A 19013-nucleotide genomic window follows, 5' to 3' on the forward strand; every position below is an offset into this window, starting at 1 on the left:
TTGCTCATACGGAAAACATTTCGTTTTACACAGCGAATTTATTGTTGAAAATGCTATACTGCTCAAACATGAAGGAGAAAGAGGACTAATGAAAAAAGATTTTATTGCAATTGCGGATTACTCTGCGGATGAACTGAAAGGCATGCTGGATTTGGCCATTGACCTGAAAAAAGAATATTTCGAAAAAGGCAACCAGCCGATTTTCAAAGGCAAAGTGCTGGCCATGGTCTTCAACAAACCCAGCCTGCGCACCCGCATCAGCTTTGACATGGCCATGCGCCACTTAGGCGGCGACGCACTGTTTATCTCACCCGATGAAATCGGATTGGGCAAGCGCGAATCCATCGCAGATGTAGCGCGCGTGCTTTCCGGTTACGTCAGCGCCATCATGGCGCGCGTTTTCGCGCACGAACACGTCACCGAGTTGGCCAAATGGGCTTCCATACCGGTCATTAACGGCCTGAGCGATTACAACCACCCCTGCCAGGCCATGGCAGATGTGCTCACTATCTACGAAGAGTTCGGCCATATGGACGGCTTGAATGTTTCCTACGTAGGCGACGGCAACAACGTTGCACTCTCGCTCATGCATGCTTGCGCCAAACTGGGTATGAATTTCACCATCGGCTGCCCGGAAGGCTATGACCTGGACGACGCCTCCATGAACGCCGGCAGGGAAATGGCTGCCAAAACCGGAGTCAGCATCAATGTTACGCGCGACCCCGTGGAAGCCGTCAAAGACATGGATGTGGTTTACACCGATACCTGGACCAGCATGGGCCAGGAAGCAGAAACTGAGAAGCGTAAGAAAGTCTTCCCGCCCTTCCAGTTAAATACCGAACTGCTGAAAAATGCCAAACCTACCGCGATTGTGATGCACTGTCTGCCCGCACACCGCGGCTATGAAATCACCGACGAAGTAGCAGATGGCCCGCAATCGCGCCTGTTCCCCCAGGCTCACAACCGACTGCACGCCCAAAAAGCTATTTTGGTAGAAATGCTCAAATAGACTAATTTATGAAAACAAACGAGTATATCGACTTAGAAGACCGATTTGGAGCGCATAATTACAAACCGTTGGATGTGGTGCTGGACCACGGCGAAGGCTGTTGGGTTTACGATGTAGACGGCAAACGCTATCTGGACTGCCTGAGCGCCTACAGCGCCCTGAACCAGGGCCACGTCCATCCAAAAATTCTGGCAACATTGCTGGAGCAGGCGCAAAAACTCACCTTGACTTCGCGTGCCTTCCGCAACGACCAGTTGCCGCTGTTCTATAAGGAATTATCCGATTTAACCGGATATGAAATGTCCATTGCCATGAACAGCGGTGCCGAAGCGGTGGAAACCGCTTTGAAGTTGGCCCGCAAGTGGGCTTATCAAGTGAAAGGTATCGAACGCCATAAAGCCGAAATCATCGTGGCGGATGGCAATTTCCACGGCCGCACCATCACGATTGTCTCTTTCTCATCCGAAAAATTCTACCGCGATGATTTCGGTCCATTTACCCCCGGTTTTGTTATTGTCAAATACGGGGACGCGGATGCGATTGAAAAAGCTATCAATCCGAATACGGCGGCTGTCATGCTTGAACCTATCCAGGGTGAAGGCGGCGTGATCATTCCACCGGAAGGTTATCTGAAACGTGTGTCGGAGCTGTGCAAGAAGAATAATGTCTTGTTCATCGCTGACGAAATTCAGACTGGTCTGGGCCGCACAGGAAAATTGTTTGCCTGCGACCATGAAGGCGTCAAACCTGACATGATAATTATCGGTAAAGCGCTTTCCGGCGGTTTCTATCCGGTTTCTGCCGTGCTTTCCAGTGCGGCCATCATGGGTTTGTTCCGACCGGGCGAACATGGATCAACTTTCGGCGGCAATCCTTTGGGAGCCGCTGTGGCACGCACTGCCTTGAAAGTACTGACAGAAGAAGGTCTGATCGAGAACGCGGCCCGCATGGGAGAATATTTCTCCGACCAACTCGCTGAAATGCCTCAGAAGAACATTCAGGAGATTCGTGCGCGCGGTTTATTGATCGGTGTGCAGATGAAAACCTCTGCGGGGATTGCCCGCCCCTATTGCGAAGCGCTGCAGGAAAAAGGCATCCTGGCAAAGGAAACGCACGAATCCACCATACGCTTTGCGCCGCCGCTTATCATTGAGAAAGAAACCATTGATTGGGCCATGACTCATATTCGCGAAGTATTGGCAAAATAATAAATAATACAGATCTGATATACTGGAAAACATGAAACGTCGAACGAAAATTGTAGCCACTATTGGACCTAGCAGTGACAGCCGTGAAATGCTGGCGGCGCTGATTGAAGCGGGTATTGATGTCGCCCGTTTGAATTTTTCGCATGGAACGCACGAATCGCATCTGAAACAGATTGAGCTGATCCGTGAGTTTTCCGATAAATACGATAAACCCATCTCCATATTACAGGATTTACAGGGGCCGAAACTACGCGTGGGTACACTGCCCGAAGAAGGTGTGCCTCTGCAAGCCGGTGAAATTTTGAATATGGAAATAGACCTGGATAACCGTTCCATGGATTTCATCGATGGCGAAATCAAGACCATTTTCATGGAAATCCCAAATATCCTGCACAGCCTGAAAGCGGGCCGAAAGATTCTTTTGGACGACGGCAAATTGGAAATGGAAGTCCTCGAAGTCTACGATCGGGGGTTTAAAGCTCGAGTGATTTTGGGCGGTCGTCTTTACTCGCATAAAGGCGTCAACCTTCCCGGTACGGAGCTGGATATTCCCGGTTTCACAGAGAAAGACCAGGAAGATCTGACCTTCGGTCTGGACAACGGGATCGACGCGGTTGCCATTTCCTTTGTCCGCAGCGCGGATGATATCACCTGCATACGCGAATTCATTGGCAGATACAAGCCCGAAAAGCGCAACATAACCATTATCGCGAAGCTGGAGTTGCCACAGGCGGTCACAAATCTGCTAAGTATTCTTGATGTCGCTGACGGCGTCATGGTAGCCCGCGGCGATTTAGGCGTGGAGACTTCCCCGGCCGACGTACCTGTCATCCAAAAAGAGATTATTCAGGCAGCCAACCAAAAAACCAAATTGGTGATCACTGCCACGCAAATGCTGGATTCCATGATTGAGAATCCCCGCCCCACGCGCGCGGAAGCTTCGGACGTGGCAAATGCCATCTTCGACGGTACGGATGCTGTCATGCTTTCCGGTGAATCTGCCAGCGGCAAGTACCCGTTGGAAAGTGTCCTCATGATGGACAAAATTGCCTGTGAGGCTGAGAAGCACATGTCCGAATGGGGCCATGCCTACCAGCCCGCCATCGGAAAGGATCAGGACGATTCCTTTACCATTGCGATTGCAGCCCGCGAATTGGCGCATGACCGTGAAGTTACCTGTATCGCGGTTTTCACCCAATCCGGCCGTTCCGCTCTATTGCAATCCAAGGCGCGCCCACAGGTGCCCATTTTGGCTTTTACGCCTATCGAAGACACCTACCGGCGTTTAGGAATGAACTGGGGCGTTATACCGCACCTGGTTCCCTTTTCCAACTCCCTAGAGGAAATGATCCAGCATGTGGAAGACGCGCTGCTGGCCTCCACTTCCTTGAAAAGAGGACAAAAAGTCGTGTTCATTTCAGGTTTTCCGATTGGCGCCATGCGCTCGACCAACCTGGCGCTGCTGCATACCATTGGCAGCCTGAAGAATCCCTAAACGCTAGGAAAAGCTCATATTGATCATTTCCAAAGCGTTATGATCCGGCCGCAGCTTTTCAGCCGATAGTCGGTTCAGCGGTTCATCGCCGAGTGAATACATATCGAAAATGGTCGGCGCATTGGGATCTACGTAAATCAAACCGGTAATCAGCCAATTACGCCGGATGGCTTCTTCCAGCATCCGGATGGCTTCTGTGCGGTTGGTCGGGTCGTATTCCCGTTCCAATTTCTTGAACACGATTAACGAGCCATCGTGCATGGTTACTTCTTTAATCGTGCCCCGTTCAAAATCATCCACCGTGATTTCTTCTCGCGGCGGCACAAACTCAACTTCGTGCAGCGGTGCTTCGTGCCCCTTCCCCCATGAATAAGAGTGCAGTGAATAATCCTGGTTGTTAAAGGTCACGCAGGGGCTGATGATATCTAAAATAGCCGTGCCGTCGTGGCTGAGCGCGGCTTTGATTAATTCCTTCACCTGCTTGGGGTCGCTGGCGAAAGAACGCGCAACAAAGGAGGCGTTCGCCGCAATGGCTTCCAGCGCAATATCCACCGGAAGGTAAGGATTTTCACCCTGCCTTTTTAATTTGAGACCTTTTTCCGCGGTGGCAGAGAACTGCCCTTTGGTCAGTCCATATACGCCGTTGTTTTCAACGATGTATACCATGGGCAGATTGCGCCGCGCGATATGTTTGAACTGGCTCAGACCGATGTTGGCGGTATCCCCGTCGCCGCTGATACCAATCCCTTTAAGGCTAAGGTCTGCGAAAAGCGCCCCTTCGGCCAACGATGGCATGCGCCCATGCAGGCCATTGAATCCGAAGGATCTTTCCAGGAAATAAGCGGTGGATTTACTGGAGCAGCCGATTCCGCTGAACTTCACTATTTTTTCAGGCTGAAGTTCCAGTTCGTAACAGGCAGACACAATCATATTTGAAATGGAATTGTGTCCGCAGCCCTTGCATAAAGTAGTTGGCAAACCCTGGTAATCGCTGCGGGTGTAACCAATTGCGTTCGGATAAGACCGTTTGACATTGGCGTCCAAGATTATGCTCCTTTACCGGCTTGCGCCTTGAACTGATTACAAACCCACTCTGCGCTCAGCGACAATCCATCGCACCTGGCAATACTGTGGATACGGTTGGCATATTGGGGAAAATTCATGCATAACAAGTTTTTCATCTGTCCATCCCGGTTGGCTTCGATTACGTAGGTATTTTGATGATTCTGCAGGAAATCTTCCACCGACTGGGTAAACGGAATTGCTTTAATTCGCAGGTAATCGACCGGAAGGGATTCTTCGGATAATTTATCGACGGCTTCAAGCGCGGGCATATTGGATGTACCGTAAGAAATAAACCCATTCTCGCTTTTCTGATCTTTCACGATTAATGGCTGCGGAATTAATTCTTTGGCACTCTCAACCTTGCGTTTTAATCGGAGCAGGTTATTTTCCCAATCCTGATGTTCCTCGCTGTAGTGGGCGTAATCATCATGGCCCGTGCCTCTAGTAAAATAAGCCGAACCCGCGTTCAAGTTTCCGGGAACGGTCCGATAGGGTATGCCATCGCCATCCAGATCTTTATAACGGCCCCAGACTTTGTTGCCTTCTTTGGCCATGCGCTCCAGGTCCTTCTCCCATAGAATCTTGCCCCGATCAATTTTCTTATCGGGATATTTAAACCGGTCGGTTGACCAGATATTCATTCCCAACTCGAGGTCGCTCAGGACGAGCACCGGTGTCTGTAATTTCTCCGCGATATCCAAAGCTTTCCAGCCAAATTCAAAGCATTCCCCCACATCGGAAGGCAGCAGGATGACAAAGTCTTTATCGCCGTGGCTGATGAAATACGAAAATGCCAGGTCACCCTGCGAGGTATGGGTTGGCAGCCCCGTGGAAGGCCCCACGCGCTGTACATCCCAAATCACAACGGGTACCTCGGCAAAATAAGCCAATCCCAGGTATTCCGCCATCAAACATAATCCCGGCCCGGAAGTGGAAGTCATGGAACGAAGGCCGGCCCAACCAGCGCCGACAACCATGCCAATAGCCGCCAGCTCATCCTCTGCCTGTACAACGACGCAAGTTGAAGAACCGGTGGATGGGTCTGTTCGCAGGCGCGGTATATACTCATTGAGCGCTTCTGCCAGACCGGTCGCAGGCGTGATCGGGTACCAGGCGGCGTATTGCAGGCCGCCGAACAATGCGCCAATCGCTCCGGCAGTGTTGCCGTCAATCATGATGCGGCCCTTATTCAAGTCAAGCGCTTCCAGTTTATAACCATAGTCCTGGTTTAAATTCTCTTGTGCCCATTGGAAAGCCTGCTTTACCACATTGAAGTTTGGGTCAACCGCGCTGCGGCGGTGGTTGAAATGATATTCCAGGGCTTTTTCAACCTGATCCAGGTCAATACCAATCAGGAAGGATAAGATTCCGACGTAAACCATATTCGCCAGGTAAATGCCCAGGTTTGAAGGAGAAGCACAAGCCTCCAGAATTTCATTTACTGGCATTTTTACGATGCTGATGTCGTTACGTGAACCAGGCGGCGAAATGGAGCTGTTGATTAACAAAATGCCGTTGGGATTCAGCTTCTTTATATCCTCCGCGACCGTCTCCGGATTCATTGCGATCAGGATGTCTTCTTTTTCCAGACGGCCGTAGTATTCTTTTTGGCTGACACGCAAGTGATACCAGGTCGGCATACCTTGAATATTTGAGGGGAAAATGTTCCGGGCCGAAACCGGGATGCCCATTTTAAATATCGCGCGCTGAATAGTGTTATTGGCTGTGGCGCTGCCGGACCCATTGATGGTGCTGAATGCGATTCCAAACTCGTTTATTTTCATAAAAACACAATCCTTATTTGCTTAGGATTCGGTTATCGCCGGTAGATCAATTCCATATGTTCCAGCAATAACTGATAAGCCGCGTCGTAATCAGCGTGGTTGAGATTTTCAACAATGGATTCATGATATTTCCAAACGGATTCGTGATAAGCCAGATCCATATAAACATCCAAACCGACCAGCTCGTAAGTATCCCAGTAAGCTTCCAGCAGCCCATTGAGAAAGGTATTATTCAAGCCTTTATAGATCAGAAGATGGTAGCGGCGGTGCTCGGCATGGGGTAATTGGATAGGGCTGCCCTGCAATTTTTCGTGTGCGGAGCGGGTTAAGTTGGATAGGGTTTTCAGGTCATCCGGCGTCAAAGCCTTTGCCGCTTCAATAAAAAATGAGCGTTCCAAATGGTTGCGGATTTCCGAGAATTGCTCAAAATAAGATTGGTCCATCTTGACCGCATAGTAAAGGCTTTTAATCACAGCCGGTGTGAAACTGTAAGGCTGAATTTCGATGCCTTTCCGCGGTTGGGTTGTTATCAACCCCAGATTGCGCGCCAACTCCATTTGCTCCCGCAAGCAAGCGCTGCTAATCCCCAATTCTTTACTGATGGCGCTGATAGATGGCATTGCCGCATCCGGTGCCTGCTGTTTTCTAATCAGGTAGTTGATAAAATCTTCCTGTTTTTCGGAGAAAAAAGTATGTTTGTTCATATCAATTATATTAATCTGATTAATATAATTATCCTCCAAAATCAGGCAGAAAACAACCTATATTTGTAACCTCTGGAGGATGATTTGTTTACTTTACTTGAAAATAATCCGTTTGAATTCTTCCTGGTAACGAGGCGCGTCCTCGGAGGAATCTTCCGTTTTACGGCTCTTCATTCGCAGCGTGAATGCATCCGGCTTTCCAATTTGTGAACGGTGCTGCAATAGAGCGGCTATCTTCTTATCCCAAGTCGCGGTCACATCCAACACCAGGTTGGGCTCTTTGGGCAAAGATAACCAGACTTCTTCGACGCCATGGGGATAAAGGTGCTCTTCAGTGATCAATTCCGTAAAGAATAGCGGGTTCCCGGCCGCGGGGAAAACCGCGTCAATCGCAATTTGCCCGGCCGCACGGTGATCCGGATGATTTATGTAATTGTCATTCATGAAATAATTCGTGGGGTCGCAAGTTACCAGAATCTGTGGTTTTTTCTGGCGGATCACACGCGTTACTTCTTTTCGCAATTCCAGGGTGGGCACAAGATAACCGTCTTCGTTATCCAGGAAGGTAATATCATTTACGCCGAGTTCGCGGGCGGCCAGTGTTTGTTCATCCACGCGTAATTGACGGATATCATCGCTCGTTTGGAATTCTTTATTGACACCCTTATCGCCTTTGGTCAACAAACAGTAGGACACTTGATTGCCCTGCTCAACCCATTCGGCGATAGTTGCTCCACAAAAAAATTCTGGATCATCGGGATGAGCCAGAATTACTAAAATGCTTTTTGGTGAATCCCAAAATTTCATGCTACTGCTTCTTTCTGTTTGGTCGGTTGCGGTTGCGCCGGGGAGGCCGCTCGCTGCCGTTTCCTTCCGCGGGTTTATCGGGTTTAGTTTCTTCTCGCATCGGTTTGACGTCCGAAATATCGCTGATATGGAATTCCTTGATGCCGATTTCCGCCAATTGTACGTAAACGCATTCGCGTAGAGGCGCGATATCTTTAATCTTCCCCTGCCCATTCGGCGTCATGACCAATTTATTGCGCTTGGGCATACTTTTCAACGCTTCTTCGTATTGGCAGTGTTCGTACGCCAGACAACAGCGCAGCCGATCGCACATTCCGGTAATGTCGGAAGGTGTCAATGAAATGCCCTGTGTCTTGGCCATGCGAATGGAGATGGAATCAAAGCGATCCAGGAATTTCGTGCAGCAGCGTGTTGGAAAGCCGCAGGCACCCATACCGCCGTAGAATTTGGCAACGTCGCGCGGCCCGATTTTGTGAAAGTCAATCCGGCCAACCGAGAATTTCTTGCCAATGCTCTTTTTTACCTGGTTTAAGCTGGGAACATCCTCTGATTCACAGGTAAATAGAAATGAAAGGATGGTTTCGTCAAAACTGAATTCAGCCGTGATGATTTTTACATCCGGCAATTTCATGTCTCTGACGAGATTCTGGCATTCTGCTAAAGCTTCTTCCGCTTTTTTGTTTAGTTCTTCATGTTTCAATAAATCTACAGGAGTGGCAATACGGTCAACGGATTTGTAAGAAGCATTCTTTCGAACTTCCGGGTCGCTGACAATTTCAGTCAACTCTCCCAACTGCCAGCCGCGGCTGGTTTCCACTACCAGATGGTCTCCTATTTTGAGATCGCCAATCTGGGTAGCATCAAAGTAATAATTCTTACCAATTTTTGAAAATCGAATACCGACAATAACCGGTAAACCGTTTTCCGTATTTTCGCTCATAAATTTTTATTCCTTGTGATTCATCTGTGAGATGAATGCGGCAACCTCACAAGCCAATTCGTTGAAAACCATGGCCGGTTTGGATTGTGGTTCGGCAATTATGATTGGCTGGCCGATATCGCCATTTTTTCGTATTTCAGGGTCCAGTGGAATGCGCCCAATAAATGGCAGGCCGTAAACGTTCGCCATGGCTTCTCCGCCGCCTTCGCCAAACACATCCAATTTGGATCCATCCGGCAGGATCATAGGGCCCATATTTTCCACAACACCGGCAATAGGAATATTTAATTTATTGAACATCTCAATTCCCCGGCTGGCATCTTCCAATGAAACCTTTTGCGGAGTGGTTACCATTACGCCGCAGGTGACCGGGATATGCTGCGCCAGGCTCAATTGCACATCCCCGGTTCCCGGCGGCAAATCAACCACCAGGTAATCCAAATCGCCCCAATCCACATCCACCAGGAATTGGCGGATGGTAGAGTGCAGCAGCGGGCCGCGCCAAATCAAAGGCTGCCCCATTTTCACGAGAAAACCGATTGAGATGATTTTTACCTGATAATTTTCAGCCGGAACCAATTTCTTGTTCCGCGGCTGCGGCAATTCCGAAACTCCCATCATGGTGGGAACGTTAGGTCCGTAGATATCCGCATCCATGATGCCGACTTTTGCGCCGGTCTGTGCGAGCGCAATCGCCAGGTTAACCGCGACAGTAGATTTCCCAACGCCGCCCTTGCCGGAGGCAACCGCGACGATGTTTTTAATGTTTAAATCGATTTGCTCGCTCATTTGCTGGCTCTGTGTAACTTTGGCGCTCATTTTGATTTCTACTTCTTTAACGCCGGGAACACCTTCAAATGCCTTGCGCGCATCCCCTTCGATCTTGTTCTTCAATGGACAAGCGGGGGTGGTTAATTCAATCGTGAATTGCACCTTGCCATCATTTACCTGCAAATCCTGGATCATGTTTAAGCTGACAAGGTCTTTATGCAGCTCGGGATCCATGACGGTTTTTAATATTTCAAGAGCTTTTTCTTTGGTAATGGATTCAGTCATTCTGCTTTTCTTTATTGATAGATTTTTGAAAATTGATACACTTAATTCGAAAGCAATTCTAACACATTGCCATTCGCAAATTCCGCTCCTCAATTTTGTTATAATTCCAGCGGTTTAGACTATCACCACCCCTCAAAACGGTTGAATAGGAGAATGATGATAAATAAGATTTTAGTCATCTATGCAACGTGGGCTGGGGCAACCCATGAAATTGCCGACGAAATCGGCAAACAAATTAGTAAGAAACTTACCTCTGCGGATATTGATGTACTTCCCATAAAAGATGTAAATAGCATTGAGGATTATCAAGCGGTCATTATTGGCACGTCCATTCATGCCAGCCAACCAATCCGAAGCGTTAATCGATTCATCAAAAAGCACCGGAATGAATTGGCGGCCCTACCGACTGCTGTTTTTGTTGTCTGTGCAAATATGTGGGAAGATACGCCAAAGTCCAGAAATGAGACAACACAGTGGATCAACAAAACCCTGGATAAGTACCCGGAAATTAAGCCGGTTTCATTGGGCTTATTTGCAGGCGCCGTTATCACCGAAGGTGAAGAATTCAGCAAATTAAGTATCATCTTTCGTAAAACCATCGAGTCCATGCAGCACAATCTGATCAAGCAATACGGCAAAACCGATTTCCGTGACTGGGACGCGATTCGATCGTGGGCCGATGAGGTTGCCGGACAATTTACTAAAACGGTCTAAGTGAAAAGCTCACTGTTTTCTTCACGAAAAATATTTTTCATTTCCGCGCTTTTGATTGCGGCTGCCGGCGGTTTTTTGCTTATGAGCGCCATGCATTGGGGGCCGTGGGCCTTTAGTGATTCCGCCGCGTACGTAAGCGCCGCCAGAAATTTCTCTGCCGGCCGCGGCTTTGTCATTATCAATTCCAACGGCAGCACTACCCCTGTAACGGAGTTTCCACCTTTTTACGCGATATTCCTGAGTTTTTTCCTCGGGCAGAACGGTGATCCTAACGTCATTATCCCCTGGTTGAACGTCATCTTGTTCGCGGTGTTTTTATTTTCGGTAGGTTTTATTGTATTCAGCACATTCAGGAACAATCTGCTGGCTCTGGCAGGGATGCTTTTCTGTTTATTCTCGCCTATCCTGCTTGAAATCTTCAGCGGGGTCATGTCCGAGACGCTGTTCTTCCCCTTGTTATTTACCATTATTGTTACGGCAATAACGGTAATGAAAAATCGAAATGAACCGCTTTTCGTCTTCCTGATTGTTTTATCCTGCCTGCTGCCTATTACACGCTACGCGGGAATTTTATTTGTTACCGTTATTACTCTATTTATCGTAGTTTTCTATCCGTCTCAGCGTAAAGGAAAATGGCTGCACGCTGTTTCTTACGGGTTGATCTCAATTCTTCCGGTTGGCGTATGGTTTCTGCGCCTGTACACCGCCACCAGCAAGGTCGGCGGGAAGCATTTCCGCTTTGATTGGAGCATTATTTCCAATTTTTGGCGGAGTATTCTGGAAGAGTTTTCCGTTTTAAAAACCTGGCTGCCCTATTTTGGCATCTATGCCAATCCGATGGTTGACAGGATTATCAGCATTGGCGCCGCAGCTTTGTTAATCGGAATAATCGTCTACTTGATTGGGTCTTTGCGAAAATCTATCTTTTCCAGCCCTGGCAATAATGACTTTGCCAGGATTATTCTCTTGACAGCGAATAATCTATGCGCTTACCTTTTGTTTATCGCAATAACCCATACCGTTACAGTTCCGCAAATTGACATTATCAACCGGATGCTGGCGCCCATATTACCAATGATAATCATCCTGATATTTGGCTTGATAGGGTTATTTATCCAAAACAAGCAAAAAATACCTCTGCTTTTTTCAATTGTTCTTTTGGCAGTTACACTGCGGTTTAACTTCTACCAGGCATCCGCTTTCATCAAGGAAATGCACGAGAATGGACATGGTTATGCCGCGCGTGAATTACGCCAATCCGGCATCATAGAATACATTGAAGCGTTGCCGCATGATCAGCGCCTTGTTTCAAACGCCGCAGGTTTTGTGCTGTATTACACCAACCGTTTCCCCATCCAGGTGGATCAATTCGCCAACCGCACTTTCGGCACTACGAATGGCTATGGGGAAAAATGGTTCAGGGAAAAGGGCGCGGCATTAATCCTGCTCTATCCTGATTTTAGGAATTTCTATGGAAACGCCGCCGACCAGCTGCTGGCTACCATCACCAATGGGCTGGTGGTGGATTACCAGGATGAGGTCGGCGGTATCTATTCTTATCCGGTGCTTGTCCCCGAAAAGTAGCCTATTCGACCGTTACGGACTTGGCAAGATTGCGCGGCTGATCGACGTCCAAACCGCGCATCGCAGCGATGTGATACGCTAAGATTTGCAGCGGCAGTACGGCTACCACCGGGTTGACCATCCAAAAGGCTTCCGGGATCCACAGAACATCGTCTGCCAGGCTGCTGGCCAGGGTATCGCCGTCCGTGGCAACCACGATGACTTTTCCACCGCGCGCCTTGGCTTGCTCCACCTGGCTGATCATCTTTTCGTACCACTGGTCATGCGGCAGGATGGCCATGACAGGCATATCCTCATCAATTAATGCGATTGGCCCGTGCTTCATCTCCCCTGCCGGATAAGCCTCGGCGTGAATATACGAGATTTCCTTGAGTTTTAATGCGCCTTCATAAGCAATCGGCATGTTGATGCCGCGGCCGAGATAGAGCATATGCTCGGTATCCTTATATTTTGCGGCAATTTCACGCACCTGGTTCTCACGATCCAAACATGTGCCCACCAGGTCGGGAACTTTACTGATTTCAGCAATGTACTGCGACCGTTCCTGGGCGCTCAGCAGCCCTTTTTTATCCGCCATCATAACAGCCAGAAGGTACAGATCGACCAGCGGCGCGGTAAAAGCTTTGGTGGAAGCCACGCCGATTTCCGGCCCGGCTTGCATGGAAATGTATCCATCTGTCAGGCGCATGGCCTGTGAACCGATGGCATTGACAATCGACCATACCCTCGCGCCTTTTTTGCGGCCTTCTTCCATTGCGGCCAGGGTGTCCGCAGTTTCTCCGGATTGGCTGATCGCCAGAATGATGTGATTCTTATCCACCAGCGGATCCCGGTAGCGGAATTCAGAGGCGATATCAACTTCCACCGGAATTTTGGCGATTTCCTCAATCAAGTATTTGCCGACCTGGCCGGCATGCCAGGCTGTTCCGCATGCCACGATCTTGATACCTTTTAATTGGTCAAAATCAACCTCATCGATATTAAGTGTAGGTATCAGGATGGAGTTATGTTGAAAATCGATACGCCCGGCCATGGTCTCGGTAAGAGAACGGACCTGTTCATGGATTTCCTTTTGCATGAAATGCCGATAATTCCCTTTCACAGCCGAAACAGGGTCAAGGTTGATAATCTCGACTTTATAATCCAGTACTTGGCCTTCGATGGTTTGCACGGTTAACTTATCCTTTTCGAGGATGGCCATCTGGTGCGAATCCAAAAATACCATGCGGTTGGTGTGTTCTAAAATTGCGGGAATGTCCGAAGCAATGAAATTCTCTCCTTCGCCCAACCCAATCACAACACCGCCCGCGTTCCCGATGCGTGCGGAAATGATCTTTTCCGGTTCTTTTGTGGAAAGCACAACAATGCCATGCGCGCCTTTGATTCTTTTCAGTGTGTTGCGTACGGATTCTTCCAGGCTGAGGCCCTGATCCAGATTGATCTCGATCAAGTGCACGATGGTTTCGGTGTCGGTATCCGAATTGAACTGGATGCCTTCTGCCATCAATTCATCTTTCAGTTCCAGGTAGTTTTCGACAATGCCGTTATGGACAATGACAACCTGCCCCTTATAACCTACATGTGGATGGGAATTCCGCTCGTTGGGCTCGCCGTGGGTCGCCCAGCGCGTATGTCCAATTCCCGGGCTGCCTGATATCGGTTTTTCTTTCAACAATGTTTCCAGATGCGTGATCTTTCCGGAATCGCGGCGAAGTTCGATCTTGCCGTTGCTCAACACCGCTACTCCGGCGGAGTCATACCCGCGATACTCCAATTTTTTCAAGCCTTCCAGAATGATGGGAGTTGCTTCCCGATCGCCAATATAGCCTACAATACCGCACATATCTGCCTCCTTGACAGGTCGTTGGCATGCGCAATGCCACCCGCCGGCTAAACCGGCAGGCCAATAGAGTATGAAATTGTGGGAATTGGTCAGGGATATTACTTACCTGGAGGGCATCCGCCGATCTATCGATTTTCCCGGTTGGCCACCGGTTAACTTCACTTCGCAGTGAAGAACCCTCTCCTCGTCAGTCTGCTAATCATTTCCAGCAAACTCAGGCGCTACCAATTCAATTGTGAACTCGGCCATTATACACGAATTTAATTCATGTCAAGGGATGGATAAATGCCGGAAAAGAACACCCTTACAGATAGCTTCCGACGGACATGGCACAGCGAAATCCTCGTACAGCGCCGGGTGAATTGGGTTTATGCGCCAGGCGGTTGGCCGCGCGCGTGTAACGCAGCGAGTCCAAATAGCTGGCGCCCTTCAACACTTTCAGATCAGTCTTCTCCGGCCCCTGAGGGTTGCTGTATGGGCTATTCTTGTAATAATTGGGGTCATACCAGTCATACACCCATTCGCGCACGTTGCCGTTCATGTCCAGCACGCCATAATAGCTGACCGAACTGGGAAAAGCATTCACGGGCGTAGTATCCCCCACCACGTTGTTGCTGTTGGTGAAGATTAGAGCATCCACGCTTAAATCCCAGGGGTATTGATCGCCGTCCGGGCCGCGCGCGGCTTTCTCCCATTCCGCCTCGGTGGGCAAACGCCCGCCGATCCAGTTACAGAAGGTTTGCGCACCGCGCCAGTTGATGTACACCACCGGATGGTTAGCATAGTAAGAGTCAAGGTAATGCGGGTTGGTCACGAAGCTGACAGAATACTTGCACACGCCCGCGTCCACGCAATTCTTATACATGGTATTGGTGATCTCTGTTTTAGAGATCCAAAAAGCATCCAGGTAAACGCGATGTTCGGGAACTTCATCGTCCGCATGTTCGACATCCAGGTCCGATGAACCCATGATAAATTCACCTGACTTGATGTAGATCCAATCAATGGAGGATATTGGGGTGTTATCAAAATCAGCCGGGAGCGTAAAAGTCGGTCCTTTAGGCTGCGGTGTATACCAGGGCATATGTTTGGCAACCCTTTTATATAGGTTGGCCTCAGTGATCGATGTACAACCGCACAAAAACAGGGCAATAGAAATCAGGTATACAATTTTTTTCATGCGGATTACACCTTGGGGAGATTGGGTATCTTTGTTATATCAGCACTTGTCCGATCTGCACAGAGTTAATAAAACTCTAATTGGTTTGAAGTTTTGTGAATGATTTTCAATCGACATATATAAATACTTGACACATTGGGTTTTGGTTCATAGAATTGAAGTTAATAGAAAGAACCTTGGGAAGAGACCGTTTATACGGCACCGAAGGGGCAAATCCATAAAGGACTTGGATGAATCTCTCAGGTAAAAGGACCCTGGTTTTGAATATCCCTGGAAATGTCTACGGACGCCGAAGGTGCAAACCCGCAAGGGTGAAACTCTCAGGAAAACGACAGGGCAGGCAGTTGTAACTGCCTGCCTATTAATTTAACCTTTAGGAGAAAAGCATGAACACACCCAGTAATCTGAAATACGCAAAGACTGACGAATGGGTCAAGCTGGACGGCAGCATCGCAACCATCGGGGTTTCCGACTATGCGCAGGATCAACTTTCGGATATCGTCTTCATTGAGTTCAACCGGGAAACCGATGATAAAGTCAGCAAGGGCGATGCGCTAGCCACAATTGAATCGGTCAAAGCGGCGGGCGACGTCAATTCTCCTGTCAGCGGCAAGGTACTGGAAGTCAACGAAGGTTTATCCGATATTCCTGAAACCATCAACGATGACCCTTATGAAAAGGGCTGGTTGTATAAAATCGAAGTCAGCGATCCTTCCGAAATGGATGAATTAATGGATGCCGCGGCTTACGAAAAGTATTGTGAAGGACGACATTAATGTTCATACCGCATACTGACGTTGAACGTCAGGAAATGCTGAAGATCATTGGTAAAAAAGACCTCTCTGAACTTTTCAATGTAATACCGGAAGAATTTCGCTTTCCGGATCTCGATATTCCGCATGCGCTTTCAGAGATGGAAGCGCAGCAGCAATTCAGCAACCTGGCAGGAGCTAATAACGCCTGTGACGAAATGACTTGTTTTTTGGGAGCAGGTGCATATAACCACTACGTTCCCGCCGCGGTGGATTTTTTGCTCCATCGCGGTGATTTTTTTACCGCATATACCCCTTACCAACCGGAAATTTCTCAGGGAACTCTGCAGGCAATCTTCGAATTTCAATCACTCATTGCCAACCTGACCGGTATGGAAATTGCCAACGCTTCTCATTATGACGGCGCAACCGCGGCAGCGGAAGCCTGTATTTCGGCCTACCATCATTTCAGGGGTAAGCGGCCTAAATTGGTTCTTTCCCCCAACCTCAACCCGCAATATCTGGAAACCATCCATACTTATTTCGGCATGCTGGATGAAAGCAAGTTGGTGGTTCCCGAAGACCAGATGGCATTCTCGGATCCAAACAAACTCGCAGACTTGATAGACAGCGAAACCGCTTTGGTTTTGGTGCAGTATCCCGATTTCCTGGGAAACATCTATGACCTGACAGCCATAACCACAAAAGCGCATGAACAAGGCGCGCTGGTGGCAGTATCTGTCAATCCCATCGCGCTCGGACTGCTCAAACCGCCGGCTGATTTCGGTGTAGATTTCGTTGTTGGCGAAGGCCAGCCCCTGGGTATTCCGATGAGCTTTGGCGGACCCTACCTGGGCTTTTTTGCTACCCGCAAAGAACTGGTGCGCAAAATCTCAGGACGCATCGTGGGCGAAACTGTGGACGGCACGGGTAAACGTGGCTACGTACTCACCCTGACTGCCCGCGAGCAGCATATCCGTCGCGACAAAGCCACCTCCAACATCTGCACCAATCAGGGCCTGATGACCCTGGCAGCCACCATTTACATGAGCCTTTTGGGCAAGAGCGGCATGCGCGAAGTCGCCGAACTTTGCTATCACAAAGCGCATTATGCCGCCCAGCAGATTGCCGAGTTGAAAGGATATAAACTCGTTACGCAGCAGCCTTTCTTCAACGAATTTGTGATTGAATGTCCAAAGAATGTTTCCGTCATCAACCAGCACATGCTCGAACATGGCTTGATTGGCGGCTTTGATCTGGAAAAAGTCAATCCGAAATTGAAGAACCAGATGTTAATCGCTGTAACTGAGATGAACAGCCGGGAAGAAATCGACCTGCTGTTGGATTTGCTTGAGGAGGCGCTGCATGACTGAACCAACCGTTTATGAACTCTCCTCTCCCGGGCGCGTTGGTATCGAGTACGCGCATTTAGATGTCCCGCCCAGCGAATTGCCGGATGCTTTCATGCGCGAGGAATTACCCTTGCCGGAATTATCTGAACTGGATGTGGTCCGCCATTTTACGCACCTCTCCCAATTGAATTATTCCATCGATGGCGGGTTCTACCCGCTGGGTTCCTGCACAATGAAATACAATCCGCGCATCAATGAAGTCACCGCGCGCATGCCTGGTTTCCTGAAGGTACACCCGCTTCAGCCAATTGAAACCGTTCAAGGCAGCCTGGTAGTGATGTATTTACTACAGGAAACGCTGAAAGAAATTACCGGGTTCAGCGCGATAACCTTGCAGCCTGCGGCCGGCGCTCACGGCGAACTGGTTGGCAGTTTGATTATGCGAGCTTATCATCGTTCGCGTGGTGACATGAAGCGCACCAAGGTCCTGGTTCCGGATTCCGCCCACGGCACCAATCCTGCCACCTCCAGCATGGCCGGTTTTACGCCGGTTAATGTGCCCTCCGACGCGCGCGGCAACGTGGACATCGAAAAGCTGCGCGAGCTATGCGACGATACCCTCGCCGGTTTGATGCTCACCAACCCCAATACTCTGGGGCTTTTCGACGAACACGTCCTGGAAGTGATTGACATCGTGCACCAGGCCGGCGGTCTGGTTTACGGCGACGGCGCCAACCTGAACGCGCTGCTGGGCGTCACCCGCCCGGGCGACCTGGGCTTTGACATCATGCACATCAATTTGCATAAGACCTTCTCCACTCCGCACGGCGGCGGCGGGCCTGGTTCCGGCCCTGTGGCAGTGGCAGCCCATCTGGCGGACTTCCTGCCTGACCCCGTTGTGGGTATTCTGGAAGAAGCCACGGATGAATTGCCGCCCCTGTACGGCTTTGTGCATCCACCCCAATCCATCGGCCGCATCAAATCCTTCCACGGCCATTTCGGCATTATCGTGCGGGCGCTGACCTACATCATGATGCAGGGACCGGAAGGCTTGCGAGCGGTCGCAGAACACGCGGTGCTAAACGCCAACTACCTGATGGAATTGCTCAAACAGGATTACACCCTGCCTTACGATCGCGACTGCATGCACGAATTTGTGCTGGAAGGCGTCTGGCCGGATGCCGAAGGCGTACACGCTCTCGACGTTGCCAAGCGCCTGATGGATTACGGTATGCACCCACCCACCAACTACTTCCCGCTGATCGTCAACGAAGCGTTGATGATCGAGCCAACCGAAACCGAGAGCAAGCAGACCCTGGACGTCTTCGTGGACGCCATGAAGAAGATCGCTAAAGAAGCCCACGAACAACCCGAGCTGCTGCATGAAGCGCCCCACAACACCCCCATTGGCCGTTTGGACGAAGTTAAAGCCGCCAAAGATCTGGTGTTGTGCTGCTGGCGACCGGAAGAATAAAATTCCTACTTTCTGGAGAAAAGAGCCCTTTCTATGATTGAAGGGG

The 19013-nt window shown here is 49.5% G+C and carries 16 protein-coding genes and 1 riboswitch; of the genes, 8 read left to right on the forward strand and 8 right to left on the reverse strand.

Going from position 1 to position 19013, the window contains the following annotated elements:
- The first annotated feature begins 88 nt into the window (after positions 1-88).
- The 3 genes from argF to pyk are packed head-to-tail and all read left to right on the forward strand — an operon-like array spanning position 89 to position 3712.
- Entirely contained in the window at positions 89-1009 is a 921-nt protein-coding gene (gene argF, locus Pelsub_RS09355) for an ornithine carbamoyltransferase (protein ID WP_116223997.1), read from the forward strand.
- An 8-nt stretch (positions 1010-1017) separates the two neighbouring features.
- A complete protein-coding gene (gene rocD, locus Pelsub_RS09360; RefSeq protein WP_116223996.1) occupies positions 1018-2217 on the forward strand; it encodes an ornithine--oxo-acid transaminase in 1200 nt (399 codons plus the stop codon).
- Positions 2218-2248: 31 nt separating this feature from the next.
- The gene (gene pyk / locus Pelsub_RS09365; RefSeq protein ID WP_116223995.1) at positions 2249-3712 is read left to right on the forward strand and encodes a pyruvate kinase; all 1464 of its coding nucleotides are present in this window, start codon (positions 2249-2251) and stop codon (positions 3710-3712) included.
- Positions 3713-3715: 3 nt separating this feature from the next.
- On the opposite strand, the gene Pelsub_RS09370 is transcribed toward pyk, so the two are convergent.
- The 6 genes from Pelsub_RS09370 to Pelsub_RS09395 all read right to left on the reverse strand — a co-directional run bounded on the left by Pelsub_RS09370 (position 3716) and on the right by Pelsub_RS09395 (position 10068).
- Positions 3716-4756 carry a 2-oxoacid:ferredoxin oxidoreductase subunit beta gene (locus tag Pelsub_RS09370; RefSeq protein ID WP_198418331.1) on the reverse strand — a complete coding sequence of 347 codons (1041 nt, stop codon included), beginning with the start codon at positions 4754-4756 and terminating at the stop codon, positions 3716-3718.
- Between the two features lie 2 nt (positions 4757-4758).
- Complete coding sequence (locus Pelsub_RS09375; protein WP_116223994.1) at positions 4759-6561, reverse strand: 2-oxoacid:acceptor oxidoreductase subunit alpha; 1803 nt, start codon at positions 6559-6561, stop codon at positions 4759-4761.
- Between the two features lie 32 nt (positions 6562-6593).
- The gene (locus Pelsub_RS09380) at positions 6594-7265 is read right to left on the reverse strand and encodes a FadR/GntR family transcriptional regulator (RefSeq protein ID WP_116223993.1); all 672 of its coding nucleotides are present in this window, start codon (positions 7263-7265) and stop codon (positions 6594-6596) included.
- A gap of 93 nt (positions 7266-7358) precedes the next feature.
- Entirely contained in the window at positions 7359-8072 is a 714-nt protein-coding gene (locus Pelsub_RS09385; protein WP_158675062.1) for a PIG-L deacetylase family protein, read from the reverse strand.
- Between the two features lies 1 nt (position 8073).
- The gene (locus tag Pelsub_RS09390; RefSeq protein ID WP_116223991.1) at positions 8074-9012 is read right to left on the reverse strand and encodes a PSP1 domain-containing protein; all 939 of its coding nucleotides are present in this window, start codon (positions 9010-9012) and stop codon (positions 8074-8076) included.
- 6 nt (positions 9013-9018) lie between these two features.
- The gene (locus tag Pelsub_RS09395; protein ID WP_116223990.1) at positions 9019-10068 is read right to left on the reverse strand and encodes an Mrp/NBP35 family ATP-binding protein; all 1050 of its coding nucleotides are present in this window, start codon (positions 10066-10068) and stop codon (positions 9019-9021) included.
- A gap of 153 nt (positions 10069-10221) precedes the next feature.
- On the opposite strand from Pelsub_RS09395, the gene Pelsub_RS09400 reads away from it, so the two are divergent.
- Positions 10222-10782, forward strand: coding sequence for a flavodoxin domain-containing protein (locus Pelsub_RS09400; protein WP_116223989.1), 561 nt, complete (start codon positions 10222-10224; stop codon positions 10780-10782).
- A gap of 81 nt (positions 10783-10863) precedes the next feature.
- Entirely contained in the window at positions 10864-12366 is a 1503-nt protein-coding gene (locus Pelsub_RS09405; protein ID WP_126440473.1) for a hypothetical protein, read from the forward strand.
- Between the two features lies 1 nt (position 12367).
- Here the strand turns inward: Pelsub_RS09405 and glmS are convergent, their stop codons facing one another.
- Positions 12368-14209: a glutamine--fructose-6-phosphate transaminase (isomerizing) gene (gene glmS, locus Pelsub_RS09410; protein WP_116223987.1), complete on the reverse strand. Its 1842-nt coding sequence runs from the start codon at positions 14207-14209 to the stop codon at positions 12368-12370.
- 304 nt (positions 14210-14513) lie between these two features.
- Positions 14514-15389 carry a formylglycine-generating enzyme family protein gene (locus tag Pelsub_RS09415; protein ID WP_116223986.1) on the reverse strand — a complete coding sequence of 292 codons (876 nt, stop codon included), beginning with the start codon at positions 15387-15389 and terminating at the stop codon, positions 14514-14516.
- Between the two features lie 168 nt (positions 15390-15557).
- A riboswitch (glycine riboswitch) is annotated at positions 15558-15654 on the forward strand.
- 121 nt (positions 15655-15775) lie between these two features.
- On the opposite strand from Pelsub_RS09415, the gene gcvH reads away from it, so the two are divergent.
- Genes gcvH through gcvPB form a run of 3 tightly spaced genes read left to right on the forward strand, consistent with a single transcriptional unit; the run spans position 15776 to position 18967 of the window.
- Complete coding sequence (gcvH, locus tag Pelsub_RS09420; RefSeq protein WP_116223985.1) at positions 15776-16165, forward strand: glycine cleavage system protein GcvH; 390 nt, start codon at positions 15776-15778, stop codon at positions 16163-16165.
- Entirely contained in the window at positions 16165-17514 is a 1350-nt protein-coding gene (gcvPA, locus tag Pelsub_RS09425; RefSeq protein WP_116223984.1) for an aminomethyl-transferring glycine dehydrogenase subunit GcvPA, read from the forward strand. The genes gcvH and gcvPA overlap by 1 nt, the downstream gene beginning before the upstream one ends.
- A complete protein-coding gene (gene gcvPB / locus Pelsub_RS09430) occupies positions 17507-18967 on the forward strand; it encodes an aminomethyl-transferring glycine dehydrogenase subunit GcvPB (protein ID WP_116223983.1) in 1461 nt (486 codons plus the stop codon). Before gcvPA ends, gcvPB begins: the two co-directional genes overlap by 8 nt.
- Positions 18968-19013: the final 46 nt, after the last annotated feature.

The sequence above is a fragment of the Pelolinea submarina genome (assembly GCF_003966975.1).
Classification (GTDB): Bacteria; Chloroflexota; Anaerolineae; order Anaerolineales; family Anaerolineaceae; genus Pelolinea; species Pelolinea submarina.

Bases quoted from the DNA above. Each gene is read 5' to 3' on its own strand.
- gcvPB (WP_116223983.1), top strand. From the start codon at position 17,507: ATGACTGAACCAACCGTTTATGAACTCTCCTCTCCCGGGCGCGTTGGT.
- Pelsub_RS09395 (WP_116223990.1), bottom strand. From the start codon at position 10,068: ATGACTGAATCCATTACCAAAGAAAAAGCTCTTGAAATATTAAAAACC.
- rocD (WP_116223996.1), top strand. From the start codon at position 1,018: ATGAAAACAAACGAGTATATCGACTTAGAAGACCGATTTGGAGCGCAT.
- glmS (WP_116223987.1), bottom strand. From the start codon at position 14,209: ATGTGCGGTATTGTAGGCTATATTGGCGATCGGGAAGCAACTCCCATC.
- Pelsub_RS09390 (WP_116223991.1), bottom strand. From the start codon at position 9,012: ATGAGCGAAAATACGGAAAACGGTTTACCGGTTATTGTCGGTATTCGA.
- Pelsub_RS09415 (WP_116223986.1), bottom strand. From the start codon at position 15,389: ATGAAAAAAATTGTATACCTGATTTCTATTGCCCTGTTTTTGTGCGGT.
- Pelsub_RS09385 (WP_158675062.1), bottom strand. From the start codon at position 8,072: ATGAAATTTTGGGATTCACCAAAAAGCATTTTAGTAATTCTGGCTCAT.
- Pelsub_RS09400 (WP_116223989.1), top strand. From the start codon at position 10,222: ATGATGATAAATAAGATTTTAGTCATCTATGCAACGTGGGCTGGGGCA.
- gcvH (WP_116223985.1), top strand. From the start codon at position 15,776: ATGAACACACCCAGTAATCTGAAATACGCAAAGACTGACGAATGGGTC.
- gcvPA (WP_116223984.1), top strand. From the start codon at position 16,165: ATGTTCATACCGCATACTGACGTTGAACGTCAGGAAATGCTGAAGATC.
- Pelsub_RS09375 (WP_116223994.1), bottom strand. From the start codon at position 6,561: ATGAAAATAAACGAGTTTGGAATCGCATTCAGCACCATCAATGGGTCC.
- Pelsub_RS09405 (WP_126440473.1), top strand. From the start codon at position 10,864: ATGAGCGCCATGCATTGGGGGCCGTGGGCCTTTAGTGATTCCGCCGCG.
- Pelsub_RS09380 (WP_116223993.1), bottom strand. From the start codon at position 7,265: ATGAACAAACATACTTTTTTCTCCGAAAAACAGGAAGATTTTATCAAC.
- pyk (WP_116223995.1), top strand. From the start codon at position 2,249: ATGAAACGTCGAACGAAAATTGTAGCCACTATTGGACCTAGCAGTGAC.
- argF (WP_116223997.1), top strand. From the start codon at position 89: ATGAAAAAAGATTTTATTGCAATTGCGGATTACTCTGCGGATGAACTG.